This is a genomic window from Actinoplanes sp. NPDC000266 (genome assembly GCF_042899005.1).
Taxonomy (GTDB): Bacteria; Actinomycetota; Actinomycetes; order Mycobacteriales; family Micromonosporaceae; genus Actinoplanes.
Genome location: NZ_JBIAZI010000007.1, coordinates 26,983 through 45,276, shown reverse-complemented (window position 1 = coordinate 45,276; position 18,294 = coordinate 26,983). Strand labels below are relative to the sequence as shown.

The 18,294-nt window shown below is 70.0% G+C and carries 22 protein-coding genes and 2 tRNA genes; 13 read left to right on the top strand and 11 right to left on the bottom strand.

Translation table 11 applies throughout. The features are described from left to right. The first annotated feature begins 27 nt into the window (after positions 1-27). Positions 28-816, top strand: coding sequence for an alpha/beta hydrolase (locus ACFY36_RS27645; protein WP_499748834.1), 789 nt, complete (start codon positions 28-30; stop codon positions 814-816). Next, positions 813-1,559, top strand: a complete 747-nt coding sequence (locus ACFY36_RS27640) for an MBL fold metallo-hydrolase (protein WP_499748833.1) — start codon at positions 813-815, stop codon at positions 1,557-1,559. The genes ACFY36_RS27645 and ACFY36_RS27640 overlap by 4 nt, the downstream gene beginning before the upstream one ends. On the opposite strand, the gene ACFY36_RS27635 is transcribed toward ACFY36_RS27640, so the two are convergent. From ACFY36_RS27635 to ACFY36_RS27620, 4 genes are all read right to left on the bottom strand, one after another. Then, positions 1,508-2,206 carry an MBL fold metallo-hydrolase gene (locus ACFY36_RS27635; protein ID WP_499748832.1) on the bottom strand — a complete coding sequence of 233 codons (699 nt, stop codon included), beginning with the start codon at positions 2,204-2,206 and terminating at the stop codon, positions 1,508-1,510. The two genes, ACFY36_RS27640 and ACFY36_RS27635, sit on opposite strands and share 52 nt — an antisense overlap. A gap of 1,712 nt (positions 2,207-3,918) precedes the next feature. Continuing rightward, positions 3,919-3,991, bottom strand: a tRNA-Glu gene (locus ACFY36_RS27630). A 100-nt stretch (positions 3,992-4,091) separates the two neighbouring features. Then, a tRNA-Gln gene (locus ACFY36_RS27625) sits at positions 4,092-4,163 on the bottom strand. 87 nt (positions 4,164-4,250) lie between these two features. Next, a complete protein-coding gene (locus tag ACFY36_RS27620; protein ID WP_499748831.1) occupies positions 4,251-5,054 on the bottom strand; it encodes an NAD(P)H-binding protein in 804 nt (267 codons plus the stop codon). 47 nt (positions 5,055-5,101) lie between these two features. Here ACFY36_RS27620 and ACFY36_RS27615 point away from each other — a divergent pair, with 47 nt between their 5' ends. Then, a complete protein-coding gene (locus ACFY36_RS27615) occupies positions 5,102-5,836 on the top strand; it encodes a TetR/AcrR family transcriptional regulator (RefSeq protein ID WP_499748830.1) in 735 nt (244 codons plus the stop codon). Here the strand turns inward: ACFY36_RS27615 and ACFY36_RS27610 are convergent. Genes ACFY36_RS27610 through ACFY36_RS27595 form a run of 4 tightly spaced genes read right to left on the bottom strand, consistent with a single transcriptional unit; the run spans position 5,825 to position 8,688 of the window. Continuing rightward, positions 5,825-6,616, bottom strand: a complete 792-nt coding sequence (locus tag ACFY36_RS27610; protein ID WP_498655114.1) for a fumarylacetoacetate hydrolase family protein — start codon at positions 6,614-6,616, stop codon at positions 5,825-5,827. The genes ACFY36_RS27615 and ACFY36_RS27610 overlap by 12 nt on opposite strands. 39 nt (positions 6,617-6,655) lie before the next feature. Continuing rightward, on the bottom strand, positions 6,656-6,877 hold the full coding sequence (locus tag ACFY36_RS27605; protein WP_360243580.1) for a helix-turn-helix transcriptional regulator: 222 nt from the start codon (positions 6,875-6,877) through the stop codon (positions 6,656-6,658). 36 nt (positions 6,878-6,913) lie between these two features. Then, the gene (locus ACFY36_RS27600) at positions 6,914-7,756 is read right to left on the bottom strand and encodes an ABC transporter permease (protein ID WP_499748829.1); all 843 of its coding nucleotides are present in this window, start codon (positions 7,754-7,756) and stop codon (positions 6,914-6,916) included. Further along, positions 7,753-8,688 (bottom strand): ABC transporter ATP-binding protein, encoded by a 936-nt coding sequence (locus tag ACFY36_RS27595; RefSeq protein ID WP_499748828.1) that lies wholly within the window; start codon positions 8,686-8,688, stop codon positions 7,753-7,755. The genes ACFY36_RS27600 and ACFY36_RS27595 overlap by 4 nt, the downstream gene beginning before the upstream one ends. A gap of 174 nt (positions 8,689-8,862) precedes the next feature. On the opposite strand from ACFY36_RS27595, the gene ACFY36_RS27590 reads away from it, so the two are divergent. Beyond that, complete coding sequence (locus tag ACFY36_RS27590) at positions 8,863-9,804, top strand: 3-methyladenine DNA glycosylase (protein WP_498655116.1); 942 nt, start codon at positions 8,863-8,865, stop codon at positions 9,802-9,804. Here ACFY36_RS27590 and ACFY36_RS27585 read toward each other — a convergent pair. Continuing rightward, positions 9,791-10,021, bottom strand: a complete 231-nt coding sequence (locus ACFY36_RS27585) for a hypothetical protein (RefSeq protein WP_499748827.1) — start codon at positions 10,019-10,021, stop codon at positions 9,791-9,793. The genes ACFY36_RS27590 and ACFY36_RS27585 overlap by 14 nt on opposite strands. A gap of 112 nt (positions 10,022-10,133) precedes the next feature. Here ACFY36_RS27585 and ACFY36_RS27580 point away from each other — a divergent pair, with 112 nt between their 5' ends. Together ACFY36_RS27580 and ACFY36_RS27575 are read left to right on the top strand one after the other, a co-directional pair. Next, positions 10,134-10,430: a helix-turn-helix domain-containing protein gene (locus ACFY36_RS27580; RefSeq protein ID WP_499748826.1), complete on the top strand. Its 297-nt coding sequence runs from the start codon at positions 10,134-10,136 to the stop codon at positions 10,428-10,430. A 61-nt stretch (positions 10,431-10,491) separates the two neighbouring features. Then, positions 10,492-10,710 carry a hypothetical protein gene (locus ACFY36_RS27575; RefSeq protein WP_499748825.1) on the top strand — a complete coding sequence of 73 codons (219 nt, stop codon included), beginning with the start codon at positions 10,492-10,494 and terminating at the stop codon, positions 10,708-10,710. Between the two features lie 12 nt (positions 10,711-10,722). Here ACFY36_RS27575 and ACFY36_RS27570 read toward each other — a convergent pair whose 3' ends face one another. Next, the gene (locus tag ACFY36_RS27570) at positions 10,723-10,920 is read right to left on the bottom strand and encodes a hypothetical protein (protein ID WP_499748824.1); all 198 of its coding nucleotides are present in this window, start codon (positions 10,918-10,920) and stop codon (positions 10,723-10,725) included. A 25-nt stretch (positions 10,921-10,945) separates the two neighbouring features. After that, positions 10,946-11,386 (bottom strand): alternative ribosome rescue aminoacyl-tRNA hydrolase ArfB, encoded by a 441-nt coding sequence (arfB, locus tag ACFY36_RS27565; protein ID WP_499748823.1) that lies wholly within the window; start codon positions 11,384-11,386, stop codon positions 10,946-10,948. A gap of 139 nt (positions 11,387-11,525) precedes the next feature. On the opposite strand from arfB, the gene ACFY36_RS27560 reads away from it, so the two are divergent. Genes ACFY36_RS27560 through ACFY36_RS27530 form a run of 7 tightly spaced genes read left to right on the top strand, consistent with a single transcriptional unit; the run spans position 11,526 to position 18,187 of the window. Beyond that, on the top strand, positions 11,526-12,770 hold the full coding sequence (locus ACFY36_RS27560; protein ID WP_499748822.1) for an AAA family ATPase: 1,245 nt from the start codon (positions 11,526-11,528) through the stop codon (positions 12,768-12,770). Then, entirely contained in the window at positions 12,770-12,982 is a 213-nt protein-coding gene (locus ACFY36_RS27555) for a hypothetical protein (protein ID WP_499748821.1), read from the top strand. Before ACFY36_RS27560 ends, ACFY36_RS27555 begins: the two co-directional genes overlap by 1 nt. A gap of 54 nt (positions 12,983-13,036) precedes the next feature. Further along, positions 13,037-14,344 (top strand): M16 family metallopeptidase, encoded by a 1,308-nt coding sequence (locus ACFY36_RS27550; RefSeq protein ID WP_499748820.1) that lies wholly within the window; start codon positions 13,037-13,039, stop codon positions 14,342-14,344. Beyond that, positions 14,341-15,687: a M16 family metallopeptidase gene (locus ACFY36_RS27545; RefSeq protein ID WP_499748819.1), complete on the top strand. Its 1,347-nt coding sequence runs from the start codon at positions 14,341-14,343 to the stop codon at positions 15,685-15,687. The genes ACFY36_RS27550 and ACFY36_RS27545 overlap by 4 nt, the downstream gene beginning before the upstream one ends. Positions 15,688-15,711: 24 nt before the next feature. Next, positions 15,712-16,722 carry an endonuclease/exonuclease/phosphatase family protein gene (locus ACFY36_RS27540; protein WP_499748818.1) on the top strand — a complete coding sequence of 337 codons (1,011 nt, stop codon included), beginning with the start codon at positions 15,712-15,714 and terminating at the stop codon, positions 16,720-16,722. Further along, a complete protein-coding gene (locus tag ACFY36_RS27535; protein ID WP_499748817.1) occupies positions 16,719-17,663 on the top strand; it encodes an endonuclease/exonuclease/phosphatase family protein in 945 nt (314 codons plus the stop codon). Before ACFY36_RS27540 ends, ACFY36_RS27535 begins: the two co-directional genes overlap by 4 nt. Beyond that, positions 17,660-18,187 (top strand): GNAT family N-acetyltransferase, encoded by a 528-nt coding sequence (locus tag ACFY36_RS27530; RefSeq protein ID WP_499748816.1) that lies wholly within the window; start codon positions 17,660-17,662, stop codon positions 18,185-18,187. Before ACFY36_RS27535 ends, ACFY36_RS27530 begins: the two co-directional genes overlap by 4 nt. The last annotated feature ends 107 nt before the right edge of the window (positions 18,188-18,294 follow it).

Here is an 18,294-nt window from a genome sequence, read left to right as displayed (position 1 = left end):
TGGTAACGCTCCCACGACGATCGGGGCATGACTCCTATCGTTCTTGTCCACGGTTTCTGGGTGACGCCGCGCAGCTGGGAGCACTGGAAAGCGCATTACGAGGCCAAGGGCCATCAGGTGATCGCGCCGGCCTATCCCGGCTTCGACGTCGAGGTGGAGGCGCTCAACGCCGACCCGACGCCGGTGGTGAACGTCACCGTGCCGCAGATCATCGCCCGCTACGAGGAGGCCATCAAGGCCCTGCCCGAGCCGCCGGTCATCATCGGTCACTCGGCCGGCGGCGCCTTCACGCAGATCCTGCTCGACCACGGCTTCGGCGTGGCCGGCGTGGCGCTCAACTCGGCGCCCACCGAGGGCGTACGGGTGGTGCCGCTCTCGCAGTTGAAGTCGACCTTCCCGGTCCTGAAGAGCCCGGCCAACCGGCACAAGGCGATCCCGCTCAGCTTCGAGGAATGGAAGTACGCCTTCACCAACACGTTCACCGAGGAGGAGTCGCGCTACCTCTACGAGCGGTACGCGATCCCGGCCAGCGGCGGCATCCTGTGGGGCGGCGTGCTGGCCAACTTCCAGCCCGGCCACCAGGACACGTGGGTCGACTACAACAACGACAACCGGGCGCCGCTGCTGTTCGTCTCGGGCTCCGAGGACCACATCATGCCGCCGGCCATCCAGGAGTCGAACCACAAGCACTACAAGTCGAACACCATCACCGAACGCAAGGAGTACGAGGGCTACGCCCACCTGCTGCCCGCGCAGAAGGGCTGGGAGTCCATCGCCGACGAGGTCCTCGACTGGGCGCTGCGGCACGCCAAGTGAACGGTCTGACCATCACCCACATCGGCGGCCCGACAACGCTGCTGGAGCTGGGTGGCGTACGCCTCCTGGTCGACCCGACGTTCGACGCCCCCGGCCGCCGCTACTCGTTCGGCTGGGGCACGTCGTCACGCAAGACGGCCGGCCCGGCGCTGCCGGTGACAGCGCTGGGCCCGCTCGACGGCGTGCTGCTGACCCACGACCAGCACGCCGACAACCTCGACGACACGGGCCGGGCCCTGCTCAAGCGCGTGCCGCTGGTGGTGACCACAGTCGCCGGCGGCCGCCGCCTGGGCGCGACCGGCCTGGCCCCATGGTCGTCGACAAGAATCGGCGACGTCGAGGTGACGGCGACCCCGTCCCGGCACGGCCCGTGGTGGAGCGTCCCGATCGTCGGCCCGACCACCGGTTTCGCCATACGCCCCAAGGGATCCTCGACGGTGGTCTGGATCTCCGGCGACACGGTCGTCTTCCCCGGCGTCCTGAAGGTGCCCGACCGCTTCGAGGTCGACACGGCGATCCTGCACCTGGGCAAGGTCCAGTTCGGCCTGACCGGCCCGGCCCGCTTCACCATGACCGGCCGCGACGCAGCCGCTCTGGTCGACCGCGTCAACCCACGCCACGTGGTGCCGGTCCACTACGAGGGCTGGTCCCACTTCCACGAGGGCCGCGCGCAGATCGAGGCGGCGTTCCCTCAGGGCAGGCTGACGTGGCTGGAACCGGGGGTCCAGACAGCGTTGTCGTGAGCGAAGACCACCTGCTTGGGATCGAACGACATCAGTCGCCCCAGCCACGCCGGCTGCGTACCCACGCCGGCGTGGCCCCCGAGCACATCACTGGTGAACAGATGAGCGTTGTCGTGACCCTGCCCGGCCACGACAACAGTCCCATCCCGCCGCCGGACGACAACCGACTGATGCCCAGCGGTATGCCCCGGCGTAGGAACGATGAGAACCCCCGGCAGAACCTCGACTTCCCCGTCGATCTCCTCGACACGGGCCCCTTTGTGGTCGACAAGCTCCGGCAGCGTATGGCTTTCCGTGGCCCGGGCCAGCTCCAGCTCGGCCCGCTGAGCGAACACAGGCCGCCCCGCCACTTCCGGATTGCCCCCACAGTGATCGAAGTGCAGGTGGCAGTTCACGACATAGCGAACATCGCCGAGCTCAGCGCCGGCCGCCTTGAGAGCAGCAGCCAGGGGAACCCGCGTGGGCTGATAGTGCCCATCCACCCAGGGATCCCGCCCCATACCGGTGTCGACGAGCAGAAGCCCACGCTCAGGATGCTCGATCAGATAGCCCAGCGTGGGTTCCACCCGGTCAGCCCCGGTCCCGGTCTCTTCCGCAGGCCGCACAAAATACCCAAAGTCGACCCGCCGCACCCCGATATCCCTCACCCTTTCAAGCTAGCCCTGTTGCGTTCACAGCTTTTACGCCCAAAACGAACCCCACCCACCCGCAGCGGCGCGCCGCGTCCAGTAGCAGCGCCCAGGGCACTGCCAACAATCACCCCGTCGCCACGGCGACCGCACGCAGTCGCCGCGTCGCAGACAAACCCAGCAGCCGCAACGCCATTAGCGCCCGGCGGCCGAAGCGACCGCGCCCCAGACAAGCCGATCACCACAACAGCGCGAATCCCCGCTACAGCGCAGATCGGCTCGCAAGCAACGGCAGCCGCAGCGCTCAACTTCGCAGACAGCCCCAGCAGCAACAGCTTTCGCAGCGACGGCGGCGTCCGCGCGCAGTGACGGCGGCAGCAGCGGCCGCAGGCAATGACTGCTTCCGCGGGCAATGACAGCGGCGGCAGCGGCCAGTGAGGGCTTCCGCGTGCAGTGACGGGCGGTGGCAGCGGCTCAGGGCGGTGACGGCGGCGGCAATCGCGAGCAATAGCGACCGTGGCAGCCGCGGGCAGTGGCGGCGACGGTCGCGACAGTGGCAGCAATCATGGCGATGGCAGTGACAGCGCCCGCGGGCGACGGCAATGGCAGCGGCCGCAGGCAGTGACGGCGGCGGCAATCGCGGACAGAGGCAACGATCGCTGCGATCAAAGGCGTTCCCGGTAGCGGCGATCGCGGCCACAAGCAACAGCGATCGTGGCGCTCGCGGCAACGGCGGCGACTGCGGCAGCGGCGGTCAGCGGAGTTCCCAATCGCGGCGATCGCAGGCGTTCGCGGCAGCGGCAATAGCGGTCGCGGGCGATGGCGGGCGGTGGCGGGCGCGGGTGCGGGCGGTGGCGGGCGCGGGCGATGGCGGGCGCGGGCGGGCACGGGTGCGGGCGGTGGCGGGCGCGGGCGGGCACGGGTGCGGGCGGTGGCGGGCGCGGGCGATGGCGGGCGCGGGCGGGCACGGGTGGGGGCGGTGGCGGGCGCGGGCGATGGCGGGCGCGGACGGCCGCAGGCGGTGGCGGGCGCGGGCGATGGCGGGCGCGGGCGGGCACGGGTGCGGGCGGTGGCGGACGCGGACGGCCGCGGGCGGTGGCGGGCGCGGCGCGGGCGGTGGCGGGCGCGGGCGATGGCGGGCGCGGCGCGGGCGGTGGCGGTGGTGGTCGCGGTGATGGCGGCGATCGCGGCGGTGGCCGTGACAGCGCCAGCGAGCAGACGCGGCGACGAGCCCGGCGATCGCGGCCGTCCGCAATGGCGGTCGCGGCGATCGCGGAGGCCCCGGGCGGCGACAGTGCCAGCGCCCACAGGCAACGGCGGGGCGGCTACAGGCAATGGGCGACGGACAAGACCGAAGACGGCGGCAGACACGGGCGGAACTGCGGCAGAGGCGGCGATCACCGCCGCGAGCAACGGCGACTGCGACGGCCTCCGCCGAGCGCCCACGGGCAATGGCGTGCCGGCCAGGACAGCGGAGACGGCAGCGACCGCGCCCACGAGGACGGCAGTCGCGGCAATCCTGGCGGCTACCAGCGTGGCAGCACTCGCGGCAACGGTCGCGCCCCGAAGGCTCTGCCCCACCCAGGCCCACCTCGATGGTTCGCGCAGCGAACCGAGCCCACCCCACCCACCGCACCCACCGCACCGTGGGGGTCTGGGGGGTCGCCCCCCAGGCAGAAATGCGAAGTGCCCCCGTCTGCGCTTTCCGCAGACGGAGGCACCCCAAAACGTAGCCCCGAAGGGATTCGAACCCTCGCTACCGCCTTGAGAGGGCGGCGTCCTAGGCCGCTAGACGACGGGGCCATGGACTCGCTTTGTACTGCTTTTCGCTTCGCTCTCGCGTTTGCGACGGGCCGAACTCTATCAGAAGTCCAGCGCCGCCCCTCCCGCAGGAGTTGTAGCGCTGGGGTACCAGGACTCGAACCTAGACTAACTGAACCAGAATCAGTCGGGCTGCCAATTACCCCATACCCCATTGGCTCGGCTTCTCGGTTTTTGCCGCGTTGCCGTGCCGAGAAAGAACTCTACCCGACCCCCGCATGACCAACAAATCGGGTTCGGATCATCGGAAGATGTCCTGGTGGCGGCGGGTCCACTCCTCGTACGTCATGGCGGGCCGGCCGGTCAGCTCGGCCACGGTGGGCACCGCCTGCTGGGGGTGGCCGACGGATGCCGCCAGGCCGTCGAGGTACCACTTGGCGTACTCGCCCATGGTCTTCTCGAATTGGATCAAAGCCTGGTCGTACGGCAGGTCGATGTAGGCGAGGTCACGTCCGAGGGCCCGGCCGATGGCCGCGACCTTCTCGCGCCGGGTGAGTGTCTCGGGGCCGGTGAGCTCGTACGACCGGCCTTCGTGCCCTTCGGTCATGATGACCCGGGCCGCGACCGCCGCGATGTCTTCCTGGGCGATGGCCGCGTTGGCCACCGAGCCGTAGGCGTCGCGTACCTCGTCGCCGGCCCGGATCTGCGGGGCCCACAGGTCGGCGTTGGCCATGAATTCGCCGGGTTCGAGGTGGGTCCAGGGCACGCCGCACGCTTCGACCGCGTCTTCGATGGCCTGCCAGTGGTCGCCTTTGGCGCCGGCCAGGTCGACGATGCGCCCCACTCCGGCCTCGGCGGCCATGCGGCAGGCGGCAGCAGCGGTGGGGATGTGCGGCGCGAGGTACATCACGTCGACGCCGGCGAGGGCGGCCGTCAAGCCCGCGGGGCGCCCGACGAAGCCTCGGACCACCTCGACTTCCGCGGGGAGTGCGGCTTTGGCGGGGTCGACGGTCAATGCCCGTACGTCGGACGCTCCCAGCGCGAGCAACTCGTCCACAACCATCCGCCCGACGTTCCCGGTGGCTCCCGTAACAAGGATCTTCATTCCCGTACCCCCTATGGAAATACCCTTCCCGTAGGGTATACGGAATCATGGAAGAGTTCAGCCCCCGGATCCTTCCGCTGCTCTGGCGGAGATCAGTTCCCGCCCGCAAGGCCATCGGACGACCGCCGCGGCTCACGGTCGACCTCGTGGTGGCCACGGGCATCCGCGTCGCCGACGAGGAGGGGCTGGAGGCGGCCTCGATGGCCCGCGTGGCGGCCGAGCTGTCCGTGGCGACGATGAGCCTCTACACGTACGCCCCGTCCCGCCCCGAGTTGATCGACCTCATGGTCGACGAGGTGCTGGGCCAGCGTGATCTGCGCGGCGACGGCACGTGGCGTGAGCGGATCGGGCTCTACGCCGAGCGGACCTTCGCGATGTACCGGGCGCACCCCTGGCTGGCCCAGGTGTCGCAGCACCGGCCGCCGATCGGGCCCGGCATGCTCGCCGAACAGGAGTTCGTGATCGCCGCCGTCCAGAAGAGCGGCCTGCCCGTACAACGGATCAACGTGGCCGCGACGACGATCGCGAGCTGGGTCACCTCGGCCGCCCGGGGTGAGGCGGAGAGCATCCTGCTGCGCCGGTCGACCGGTCTGGGCAACGACGACTGGTGGCTGCAGCGGGGCGAGCTGTGGGAGACCTGGTTCGACGTCGACGCCCATCCGGCGATGACCGCGCTGTGGAACGCCGGTGGCTTCGACCGGGGTGCCGACGAGCAGGCCCAGGACGCGTACGAATACGGCCTGGGCCTGTTGCTCGATGGAATCGAGCGATCAGTCGAGTGAGACGACCGGGTTCCGGAGCTCGCCGATGCCCTGGATGCTCACCGAGACCGTGTCGCCGGACGTGATCTCGCTGACGCCGGCCGGCGTGCCGGTCAGGATGATGTCGCCGGGCAGCAGCGTCATGACGTGCGAGACGTACGAGACCAGGGTCGGCACGTCGAAGACCATGTCCTTCGTACGGCCGATCTGCCGCACCTCCATGGCCTCAGGATCACGGCCGACCTCGCAGCGGATCTCGAGGTCGCTCACGTCGAGGCCGGTGACGATCCACGGGCCGATCGGGCAGAACGAGTCGAAGCCCTTGGCCCGCGTCCACTGCGGGTCGCTGCGCTGCAGGTCGCGGGCGGTGACGTCGTTGCCGATGGTGTAGCCGAAGATCGCCTTTTCGGCGCCGGCCCGGTCGACGCGGCGGGCGCCGGTGGCGCCGATCACGACGGCCAGCTCGGCCTCCTCCTCGACGCGCTGCGACTGCGGTGGGAGCCGGATCGCGTCGTTCGGCCCGATCACCGAGGTCGACGGCTTGATGAAGATCAGCGGCTCCTTGGGCACCTCGTTGCCGAGTTCGGCGGCGTGGTCGGCGTAGTTGCGGCCGACGCCGATGACCTTGCTCGAGAAGATCGGGGCGAGCAGCCGGATGTCGGCCAGGGCCCACCGCTGGCCGGTGAAGCGGACCTCCTCGAACGGCAGGGAAGAGATCTCGGCGACGGTCAGGCCGGAGGCGTCACCCTCGACGACGCCGAAGGAGACCCCACCAGCATGAACAAAACGGGCGAAACGCACGATGATCTCCTGTTCGCGGCTTTGATGCTCCTAGGAAATCTACGCCGGGCGCTGCGCTCCGTCCGCCGTCGCACCGAGACGGGGAAACGGATCGAGCGAGAAGATCACCTCGACCGGCACCTCGAAGTAGCGGCCAATCTTGAGAGCGAGGTGGAGGCTCGGGCTGAACTCACCGCGCTCGATGTAGCCGACGGTCTGATAGTGCACACCGACCGCGTCGGCGAGCTGGCGCCGCGAGATGCCGCGCTCGGCGCGCAGCATCGCGATCCGGTTGTGCGTGACCTCGTTGCCCAATTCCTACCGCCCGACCGTGCTCATCATTCGCTCGCGCCGTGCCGCCACGGCCGAACCGGACTCGCGGCGCGCCATCCGCCGCAGCAGCACCGGCGCCAGCGCGAGGCCGGCCACGGCCCAGACCGCGAGCACACCGAACGTCTCCAGGGTGCGCCACGACCCGGTCAGCTCGACCGCGGCCAGCGCGTCCGGAAGGAACGCCGAGCGCATGCCCAACCCTAGCCAGTAGATCGGGAACACCTGGGCGACGCCCTGGATCCAGCCCGGCAACGGGGAGATCGGGTAGAAGACGCCGGAGATCGCGATGATCCCGAACAGCGGCAGCATGATCACCGGGAAGGCGCGCGGGCTCTCGAAGATCGAGCCCAGGGCGGCGCCGATCGGCATGGTGGCCAGCAGCGCCAGCGGCAGCAGCCAGAGCAGCGTCAGCCACGTGCCCGGCCCGGTCTCCAGCCCGTCGACCAGCAGGGCGCCCGGTATCAGCACGGCCACCATGGACACCAGCGTCATGCCGCCGACGGCGACGACCTTGCCGATCAGGTAGCCGCCCATCCCGTTCGGCGTGGCCTTGGCCCGCAGCAGCGTGCCGTCCTCCCGCTCCACGACGAGCAGCTGGGCGATCGTGATCAGGCCGCCGAAGGCCAGGTTCATGCCGAGCATGCCGGGCAGCGCGCCGGCGCCGAGCGAGAAGTCGGTGCCGGGGATCGTGGCGTCGCGCATGAAGAACAGCACGATGAGCAGCAACAGCGTCGGGAACAGATATCCCCACAGGTCGAGTGGGGTGGTCAGGGTCTGGCGCAGCTCGATGCGGCCACGGGCCGCGCCGATCCGGAACGTCTCGATCATCGTGCGCTCCCCTCGAAGTCGCGGACCAGCCGCATGTACGTGTCCTCGAGGCTGGTGCGGCGCACCTCGAGCTCGGTGACCTCGTCGCCGTACTGGTTCAGCAGCTCGCGGACGAACGGCGTGGCCTGCTCGGCCGAGTGGACGAAGCGCTGCCCGTCGCGGGTCCAGCGGATCTCGCTCTCGCGGGAGACCAGGCGGGACAGCTCGTCGGCCGAGCCGTCGGCGATGATCCGGCCGCCGGAGAGGATGACGATGCGGTCGGCGAGCTTCTCGGCCTCGTCGAGGTCGTGGGTGGTGAGCAGGACCGTGGTGTCGTCGACGTCGGTGAGCCGGTGGACCAGGTCGTGGAACTCGCGGCGGGCGGCCGGATCGAAGCCGACCGTGGGCTCGTCGAGGAACAGCAGCTCGGGCCGGCCGACGATGCCGATCGCGACGTCGAGGCGGCGCCGCTGGCCACCGGAGAGCCGGGACAACCGGACGCCGGCCTGCGCGGTCAGGCCGACCACGTCGAGCAGATCGCCGACGGGCCAGGGACGGACGACCTCTTGCGTGGAGTACGCCCGGTAGTAGCGGCCCAGGTGCTCCAGAAGTTCGGCGACGCGCCACTTGCCATGGTCGCGCCACGACTGGAGCACCACGCCGACGCGGGAACGCCAACGCTCGCCGCCGGAGGCGGGGTCGACGCCCAGAACCCGTACGTCTCCGGAGGACCTCATGCGAAAGCCCTCGAGAATCTCGATCGTGGTGGTCTTGCCGGCCCCGTTGGGACCGAGCAGAGCGAGGACCTCGCCGCGCCGGGCGGCGAAAGTCACCCCGGTCAGGACGTCTTTCGCCCCGTACCGCATGTGGAGATCGTGGATGTCGATCACCCGCTCGCCGGCCGGAACCTCCGGTCCAGCCGCGAGCGCCCCCGTCAGTGTCGTTCCTCCCATGTCCGGGACGTTATCAAGGATGTAGTAGATGTACTACATTCTTTTGCAGTTGTGCTGTTTTCAAAAAATTAACGGACCGAATTGGACGGATATGCCGGGAGTGAGCACCGTGGCGCGGCTCATTAGCGCGTGACGGTGATCGTGTTGATCGCCTCGGCTGGATACGCTGGTGCGATGGGGATCAAGCAGGTGAGGACGCTCACCACGACGCTGCCCTCGGTCACCTGGATTCCTATCGCCCGGGCGCACGCCGAGCGCGCCGACGAGATGACCGCGGGCCACCGTGCCCGCCGCGCCTCCGGCGAGAAGCACGCCATCGAGGATTTTCTGTACGACTACTACGGCACCCGGCCGTCGGTGCTGCGCCGCTGGCACCCCGGCGTGGGCGCCGGGCTCGCCCCCTCCCCGACCGGGGTGGCCGAGCACGCCGCGTGGAAGTTCTACATGACGTACCCCGACGGGGTCGTGACCCTCGACGAGGTCGCCTTCATGCACGCCCGCGGCGAGTCGGTGCGGTACATCCACGGCCTGCTGACCGCGACCGCGTCCCGCCCGGTCTTCTCCGGCTGCTTCGGCCTGCACGAGTGGGCCATGGTCTACCGCGACCCGGAGCACCGCCACGCCCTGCCGCTGCGCCTCGGCCAGGCCGAAACCGATCGAGTGGTCGAGGATCACCCGATCAGGTGTACGCACTTCGACGCGTTCCGCTTCTTCACGCCCGAGGCGGTCGGCCTCAACCGCCTCCAGCCGACCCGGGCCACCCAGGTCGACCTCGACCAGCCCGGCTGCCTGCACGCCGCGATGGACGTCCACAAGTGGGCGACCAAGCTCGGCCCCGCGGTGCCGGGCGCGCTGGCCCTCGACTGCTTCGCCCTGGCCGGCGACATCCGCCTGCTGGACATGCAGGCCAGCCCGTACGACCTGTCCTCGTACGGCTTCGATCCAGTCAAGATCGAAACCCCCGAGGGCAAGGCCGAGTACGTCGCCCGGCAGCGCGACTTCGCCCGCCGCGCGGCCGCCCTGCGGGCCCGCCTGATCCGCGTCTGCGAGGAGCTGATGGGCCCCGAGGACGCGGCCCGCAGTCGCGAGGCCGTGGCTCCGTTCAACCATCGATGAGCCCGTCGGGCGCCGGCCGCAGCCCCGCCATCTGCACAAATATCGAACGGCGCTCGACCGCGTCCCCGACGCGGTCGAGCTCGTAGCCGTCGATCCACACCCATCCGGCGTACGTCTGCCAGTCGTGCACACGAATAACCCGGAACCGGATCGGCGTGGCGAACTGCACGCTGGCCGATCGGTCCACCTCCAGCACATCCCCCGGCTGAGGCACCATCACAGGACTCCCACTCCACATCGGACTAGCCGTGTGACACTAGTCCCGTGATCAGTTGCTCCGTGTTGCCAAGAAGGCGGCGCGAAGTTGGCAACACTTCAGGGGAGGCATTGTGGAAACATTCGGGGATTTGGCCCGGCGACTCCGAGGCGACCGCTCACTGCGCGAGGCGGCCCGCGCCGCCCACGTGGACCCGGGCCACCTGTCCCGCATCGAGAGAGACCTCCGCCCGCCGACGGTCGCGATCGCCCGCGCCCTGGACGCCCTCTACGACACGCCGGGCCGGTTGGCCACACTGGCCGAGGCCGAGGCCGGCATGTCCATCGCCACCAAGCGCTTGAGGGCCCTCTTCGGCTTCCCCTCAGCCGACGCTCTCGAACCGGGCCCGCACACCCGCCGGGCGGCGTAACTTCGGACGGGAGGACCAGATGTCCACGACCGGCCGATCAACGCTCGGGCTACTGGGAGCGTTGCCTCAGATACTTCTGGCAGCTCTGCTCCTGCTTCAGGGCCAGGGGACGCAGTCGCAGCTCGGGCTGCTCGCGGCGGTCATCGTCCTGTCGGGGTCACTGGTGGGATGCGGCGTCGTCGCCCTCTGGAGCGGCGCCCGATCGGTGGCCGGCGCGCTGACCGGCGGAGCCTTGGCCGGCTTCGTGGTGGCGGTGGTAGCCGCATTCGCGGCGGCTTGAGCGGTCCCCCAGCTACGGGCGCAGCCGTCCGGCCGCGATCAACATTCCAGCCGCGGTCAGCGCGCAGAGACCGACCAGCACCGACAGGACGACGCGGTCACCCAGCCCCCAGACGGCGGCCAGCACGAGAATCACCGCGATGCTGGAGGTGAAGCTTCCCCCGGCAACCAGAGCGGCCTTGGCAGCAGCAGAGGGACGAGACGCGGTCACCACCCGATTATCGGGGCAGACCACCCTAGTCCGTGGGGAAAGAGCGACGGTTCTGTTTGGTCTGGCCACGCCGCTTCTTCTCGGCGATGCGCCGCTCGACGGAGCCCCGCGACGGCCGGGTCGCCTTGCGAGCCCGCGGAGGTGGCGCGACGGCCGATGCGACCAGGGTGGCCAGCCGCATGGCGGCGGCCTCGCGGTTGCGAAGCTGGGAACGGAACTCGGACGCCGTAATCGTCAGCACACCGTGGATCAGGCGGCTCGACAACTGGGCCAGAGCCCGCTCTTTCAGAAAGTCCGGCAGGGCCTGCGAACCGGCCAGATCCCAGGAGAGCTCGACCCGAGAGTCGGTCGTGTTCACACCCTGACCGCCGGGCCCGCTGGAGCGGGAGAAGCGCCACGCCAACTCAGCCGCCGGGATGGTCAGGCGATCGTTGACGCGTACATCCTCAAGCACGTCGCCCAGCATCGCATCCGGCGCCGGCTTCGGCCACTGAGTTCTTGATCTCCAATTCAGCTATCCATGTGCAGTATGCTGCAATCTGCAAGCCTTCAGCGTCGCAAAGTTACGAAAACACCGACGAACGCGTGCAACTTCGGGGAAATCCATGCTGTTGAGATTCGAGGTCGCCAACCACCGGTCGATCAAAGATCCGGTGGAGCTTTCGATGATCGCTGTCGACGAGGATCGGCCCGCTGCTCGCGGCTTCGATCGCCTTCCGGAGAAGGTCCTGACCCTCGCGAGCATCTACGGTGCCAACGCCTCGGGCAAATCGAATGTGCTGCAGGCGATCGCCTGGCTGTCGGCCGCCGTTGACTCCTCGCTTCGGCAGTGGGGCGAGTTCGTGCCTCGCGAGCCGTTCCGGTTCGGTGACGGCAAGAATCGGCCATCGACCTTCGAGGTCGAGATGATGACCAACGACATTCGCTACGTCTACCACGTCGAGGTCAATGACTCGGAGGTCCTGTTCGAAAGCCTCGCCAGCTACCCCGAGCGGCGGCGCCGGGTCCTCTTCGAACGCGAAGGCATGGACCTCCACCTCCGCCGGGGCCTGACTGCGGCGGCGGGCGCCCGAAACCTGCTGACCCCGACGACGCTGGCTCTTTCCGCCGCCATGCGATTCGAGGAGCCCGAGATCTCGCCCTTCGGACGGGACCTGTCCGGCATCTTCGACCTGAACCTGCACCGAGCGCCGTCCCGGCAGCCGGGCGCCGACTCCCGCCGGCGGCTGCCCAGCACCGCTTCGATCTTCGGTGACGACTTCGGGGCTGAACCGTCTGACGACCGAGCACTGGCGATCAGCATGCTCCGGCTGGCCGATCTCGGCATCGACGACGTCGAGGTTCTCGACATCGGGACCATGAGAGGTGATGGGGTCCGCAAGAGCCTCCAACTCGTACACCGTGCCGGCGATCACCGGTCCTCGTTCCACATCAGCGAGGAGTCGGACGGAACACGGGTCTGGTTCTCCCTGATCGGGCCGGTGCTCGCCGTCCTCCGGGCCGGCGGCGTGCTGCTCCTCGACGAGATCGACGCCAGCCTCCACCCTCTCCTGTCGGCATACCTGCTCACGCTCTTCCAGGACCCGGGGACGAACCCGCGGAACGCGCAGCTCATCTTCACGACGCACGACACCAGCCTGCTCAACCACCTGAATCGCGACGAGGTCTGGTTGACCGACAAAGCCGATGACGGCTCGACCAGCCTGACGGCTCTCGCGGAGTACGGCGGCGACAAAGTTCGGCGTTCGACGAACTTGGAGAGGGCCTACCTTCAGGGCCGATTCGGGGCGGTGCCTCAGGTGGACCAGTTCACCTTGCGGCATGCCTTGGGAATGCTCGGAGACGGCTGATGGGACGGAGGCACGACAGCCAACTGGACAAGGGCCTGGACGGCAGTCTCCACATGCCTCGCCGCCATGCGGCGGCGGCGAAAGCGGTCAAGCTCGAGGAACGGCACCGGCGTGACGGCACGGCGTTTCCGGATGACAATCCGTCGAGCGGGACGCATCTGCTGCTTGCTTCGGTCGAACCGGGCACTTCGGCATGCGCGGGGCGCGGCTGATAGTTGGATGACCTTTTGGGATGCGGACGTTGACCCAGGGGGCAGTATGGGTGGGTGACGTCCCCAAGCGCGCCGGTTGTCACGACCGGCTATCCGTGGCCTATCGAAACCACGCGACTCGCCAACGGCCTCCGGGTCGTGGTGAGCGAGGACCGGACAGCACCGGTCGTCTGCGTCAATCTCTGGTATGACGTCGGCTCGCGGCACGAGCCGGACGGGCAGACCGGCTTCGCGCATCTGTTCGAGCATCTGATGTTCGAGGGGTCGCAGCATGTGGCCAAGACCGAGCACATGCGTCTCGTGCAGGGCAACGGCGGCTCGCTGAACGCGACCACGAACCCGGACCGCACCAACTACTTCGAGACGATGCCGGCCGAGCATCTCGAGCTGGCCCTGTGGCTCGAGGCCGACCGGATGGGCGGCCTGGTGCCCGCGCTGACCCAGGAGACCCTGGACAACCAGCGTGAGGTGGTCAAGAACGAGCGCCGCCAGCGGTACGAGAACGTGCCCTACGGCGACGCCTGGCTGCGGCTGCTGGAGCTGCTCTACCCGGTGGGCCACCCCTACCATCACCCCACGATCGGGTCGATGGAAGACCTGAACGCGGCCGGCCTGGAGACGTTCAAGGCCTTCCACCAGCAGTACTACGCCCCGAACAACGCGGTGCTGACCGTGGCCGGGGACGCGTCGCCGCAGGAGGTGTTCGCGCTCGCCGAGAAGTACTTCGGGCTGCTGGAGCCGGTGCCGAACATTCCGCCCGCGCCCAGGGGACATGTCGGCGAGATCGGGCCTAAACGAGAAGAGGTCACGGCCGCGGTTCCGGCGCCGAGGATCTACATCTCCCACCGGACCCATCCGTTCGGGACCAAGGGGTACGACGCCGTCACCGTTCTCGCCGCGGTTCTCGGCAACGGGCGGGGCAGCCGCCTCTACCAGCGCCTGGCCGACGGCAAGCGGATCGCCCAGCCCGACTACATCGGCTCGTACGGCGTCGACCTGGCGCACGCGCCGGCCCCGCTGATCATCACGGCCACCGCCAAGGACGGCGTGGCGGTCGAGGAGCTCGAGGCCGGCCTCGGCGAGGTCGTCGCGAGCCTGGTGACCGAGCCGGTGACCGCGGACGAGCTGGCCCGGGCCAAGGCGCTGCTCACCACCGCCTGGTGGCGGCAGGTGTCCACGGTGGGCGGCCGGGCCGACACCCTGAGCCGGTACACGACGCAGTTCGGCGAGCCCGAGGCCGCCGCCTACCGCCTGCCGCAGTGGCTCGCGGTCACGGCCGACGACGTCACCGAGGCCGCCGAGTTCGCTTTGAAGCCCGAGTCGAGGGTCACCCTCACGTACGTCCCCGAGGAGAAGGCATGACCCTCATCGCTACTCGCCCCGAACCGGGTCAGGCCCGGCCTTACACGTTCCCGGACCTCCAGCGGGTCACCGTCGCCGGCGGCACGGTGATCGGCGCGCATCTGCCGGGTCAGCTGCTCGCGACCGCGATGCTCATGCTCGACGCCGGCGCGGCCCGGGAGACGGGCGGCCGCGAGGGCACCGCCACCGTGCTCGCCAAATCGCTGGAGGAGGGCACTCAGCGGCGCGACTCCGCGGCGTACGCCATCGCTCTGGAGAGTCTCGGCGCCGAGCTGGCGCCCTCGGTCGACTGGGACACTTTCCGGGTCGGCGTCTCGGCCCCGGTTCCCCAGCTCCTCGACGCCGTGCGGCTCGCGGCCGAGGCGACCCGCACGCCGAAGCTCGACCCGGCCGACGTGGCGCGGGTGCGCGACGACGAGGTGACCGCCCTGCGGATGGACTGGGCCCAGCCCGGGCCCCGGGCCGACGCCGCGCTGCGGGCCGACCTGTTCGGCGCGGCCGAGCGCTTCGGCCGGCCCATGCACGGCGATCCCACCTCGGTGGCCGCCGTGACCGTCGACGACGTGCTCGCCTTCCACCAGAGCTGGATGCGCCGCCCGGGTGTGCTGCTGGTCGCCGGTGATCTCGACACGCTCGACCTGGCCGCACTGGGCGAGGCCGCGTTCTCCGGCACCGAGGGCGACCCGCTGCCGGTCGAGGGCCCGCTGGACTTCTCGGTCCGCGACCACCGGCGGATCCTCCTGGTCGACCGGCCGGGGTCGGTGCAGTCGACCCTGCGGATCGGTCATCGTTCACCCGAACGGGCGACACCCGATTATGTACAGATGACGCTGGCCGCCACGATCCTCGGCGGCGCCTTCACGTCGCGGCTCAACCACCTCATCCGCGAGGTGAAGGGCTACACGTACGGCATCCGGGGCTCGTACGCGATGTCGCGCCGGTTCGGCCGCTTCGAGGTGGCCGCGGGCGTGCAGACGGCGGTGACCGTGCCGGCCATCGTCGACACGCTCGGCGAGATCGACCGCACCCAGCGGGACGGGGTCACCGAGGACGAGCTGGCGGTGGCCCGGTCGTGGCGGGCCGGGCAGCTCAGCGTGGAGATGCAGACGCCGGGCTCGATCGTAGGGGCGCTGAGCACGCTGGTCCTCTACGGCCTGCCCGACGACTACTACCCGCAGCTGCGCCGTAACTATCTGGAGACGCCGCTGGCCGAGGTCTCGGCCGCCGCCGGCCGTCATCTGCACCCCGAAGGGCTCACGCTCGTGGTCGAGGGTGACGCCGCGATCATCCGGGACGAGCTGGTCGCGGCCGCTATCGGGGAGATCGTCGACGCCGAGATCTGAGGACGGCGAGATAACTTAGCCGCCATGACGATCACCACGACGCCGGCCGAGGTCCGGCCGGGCCGCCGGGTGAGGCGCACCGCGCTTCTCACCCTGCTGACCCTGCCGGGCCTGGCCTGGGCGGTCTTCCGGGCGCTCGGCTGGGAGCCCGGCTATGCCGTGATGGTGATGGCTTTCACGCCGTACGTCGCCGCGTGGACCCTGGTACCGCTGATCGCGGCCCTGATCGCCCGCAAGTGGCTGATCGCCGCCGTGGCCGCCCTCGCGGTGATCATGCTGGGTGGAGCGGTCCTGCCCCGGGCGCTGGGCGGCGCGACGGAACAGCAGGGCGTCCCGCTCACGGTCATGACGATCAACATGTTCTTCGGGCGGGCCGATCCGGCGTCGGTGGTGCGGCTGGTCCGCGAGCACGACGTCGCGGTGCTGGCCGTGCAGGAGTTCACCCCGCACGCGGCCGACGGGCTGGCCGCGGCCGGGCTCGGCGATCTGCTGCCCTACAAGGCGCTGGCCGACGAGGCCGGCACGACCGGCTCGGGCCTCTACTCGAGATATCCGATGACCGGTCAGGGATCGCAAAGGTTCCACGGCGACAACCTCCAACCGGGCAACATGCAGGCGTACGCCACGATCCAGCCGCCGGGCGCGACGGCGGTCACCATCGAGTCGGCGCACCCCCTGGCGCCGTACTCGAAAGAGGCCCTTCCGTCCTGGAGGGCGGACCTCGAGGAGGAACCGCGGCCGTCGGGGAACGGGACGCCGCGGATCCTGCTCGGCGACTTCAACTCGACGCTCGACCACGCACCGCTGCGCGAGCTGATCTCGGACGGCTACCGGGACGCCGCCGACACCGTAGGCAAGGGGCTGATCGCGACGTGGGGTCCGTACGACGGCAAGCCGATCCCGCCGGTGACCCTGGACCACGTGCTGGCCGACGAGCGGATCGGGGTGCGGGACGTCCAGGTGCACAAGGTGACCGGCAGCGACCACCGCTCCGTGATCGCGTCCGTGACCTTGCCGGTGGCGGGCGGAGCATGACGGTCATCGCGCTGCTGGTCCTGCCCGGCCTGATCTGGGCGATCGTCCGGCTCGGCGGAGGGGAGCGCGGCCCGCTGGTGCAGTTGTTCGCCTTCACCCCGTACGTCGCCGCCTGGGCCTGGCTCCCGGCCATCCTGGCCCTGGCCACCAAGCGCTGGACGATCGGCGCGGTGGCCGTGCTGGCCGCGGCCGGGCTGGCCGCCGCCGTCCTGCCGCGCGCCTTCCCGGCCCGCGACCGAGGACCGCAGCAGGGCGTGAAGCTCACGGTGATGACCAGCAACATGCTGTTCGGCGGGGCCGACCCGGCCACGATCGTCAAGCTGGTCAGCGACCGCGACGTCGACGTGCTGGCCGTGCAGGAGTTCACCCCCGAGGGCCGGCAGGCGCTGGCCGGGGCCGGGCTGGGCGCGCTGCTGCCGTACTCCTCGCTCGCCGACGAGCCCCAGGCCGACGGCTCGGGCGTCTACTCCCGCTTTCCGATCACCGATGCCGGGGCCCGGCGGAACGGCGGCGGCTTCATGCAGGCGTACGCCACGGTGCACACCCCGGGCGCGAGCGCGGTGACCGTGGAGTCGGCGCATCCGATCGCCCCGTACGCCCAGTCGATCCTCGGGCAGTGGCGGGCCGACCTGCGGGCCGAGCCGCGCGCGGACGCGGGCGGCATCCCCCGGATCCTGCTCGGCGACTTCAACTCGACGCTCGACCACACGCCGATGCGGCAACTGGTCGCGCGCGGCTATCGCGACGCGGCCGACGCCACCGGCAAGGGCCTGGCCGGGACCTGGGGGCCGTACGACGGCAAGCCGATCCCGCCGGTCACGATCGACCATGTGCTCGTGGACGAACGTCTCGGCGTACGGGAAACAAGCGTGCACGCCATCCCGCACAGTGACCACCGCGCGATCGTGGCCGAGCTGATGCTCCCGGCGGCCGGGCGATGACCACCACGACCAGGCTGACCACCGAGGGCGACGCGGCCGAGATCGCGGCGCTGCTGCGGGCCAACCGTGACTTCCTCACGCCGTGGGAGCCGGTGCGCCCGGCCGGGTTCTTCACCGACGAGGGCCAGCGGCGCCTGATTCAGGAGACGCTTCGGCAGTACGACGGCGGCGTCACCCTGCCGCACGTGATCCTCGACGACGACCGGATCGTCGGCCGCGCCATGCTGACCGGCATCGCCCGCGGCCCGTTCCAGTCGTGCCACCTCGGATATTGGGTGGCCCAGGAGGCCAACGGGCGCGGCATCGCCTCGGCCGCGGTCGGCCGGGTGGCCGGCCTGGCGTTCGGGGAACTCGGCCTGCATCGCGTCGAGGCGGGGACGCTGGTGCACAACGCCGCATCCCAGAAGGTGCTGGAACGCAACGGCTTCCGGCGGTACGGGCTGGCGCCCCGCTATCTGAAGATCGCCGGAGAGTGGCAGGACCACGTCCTATTCCAGTTGCTGGCCGACGATCGCCACGCCTAGCATCGGCGACATGAACTTCGGTCAGCAGCTGACGACGCCGGGACGACCCGGCGCGCGCTGACCTCTGCATCGGCCCCGGGCGAGACGCCCGGGGCTTTTCTGTGGGC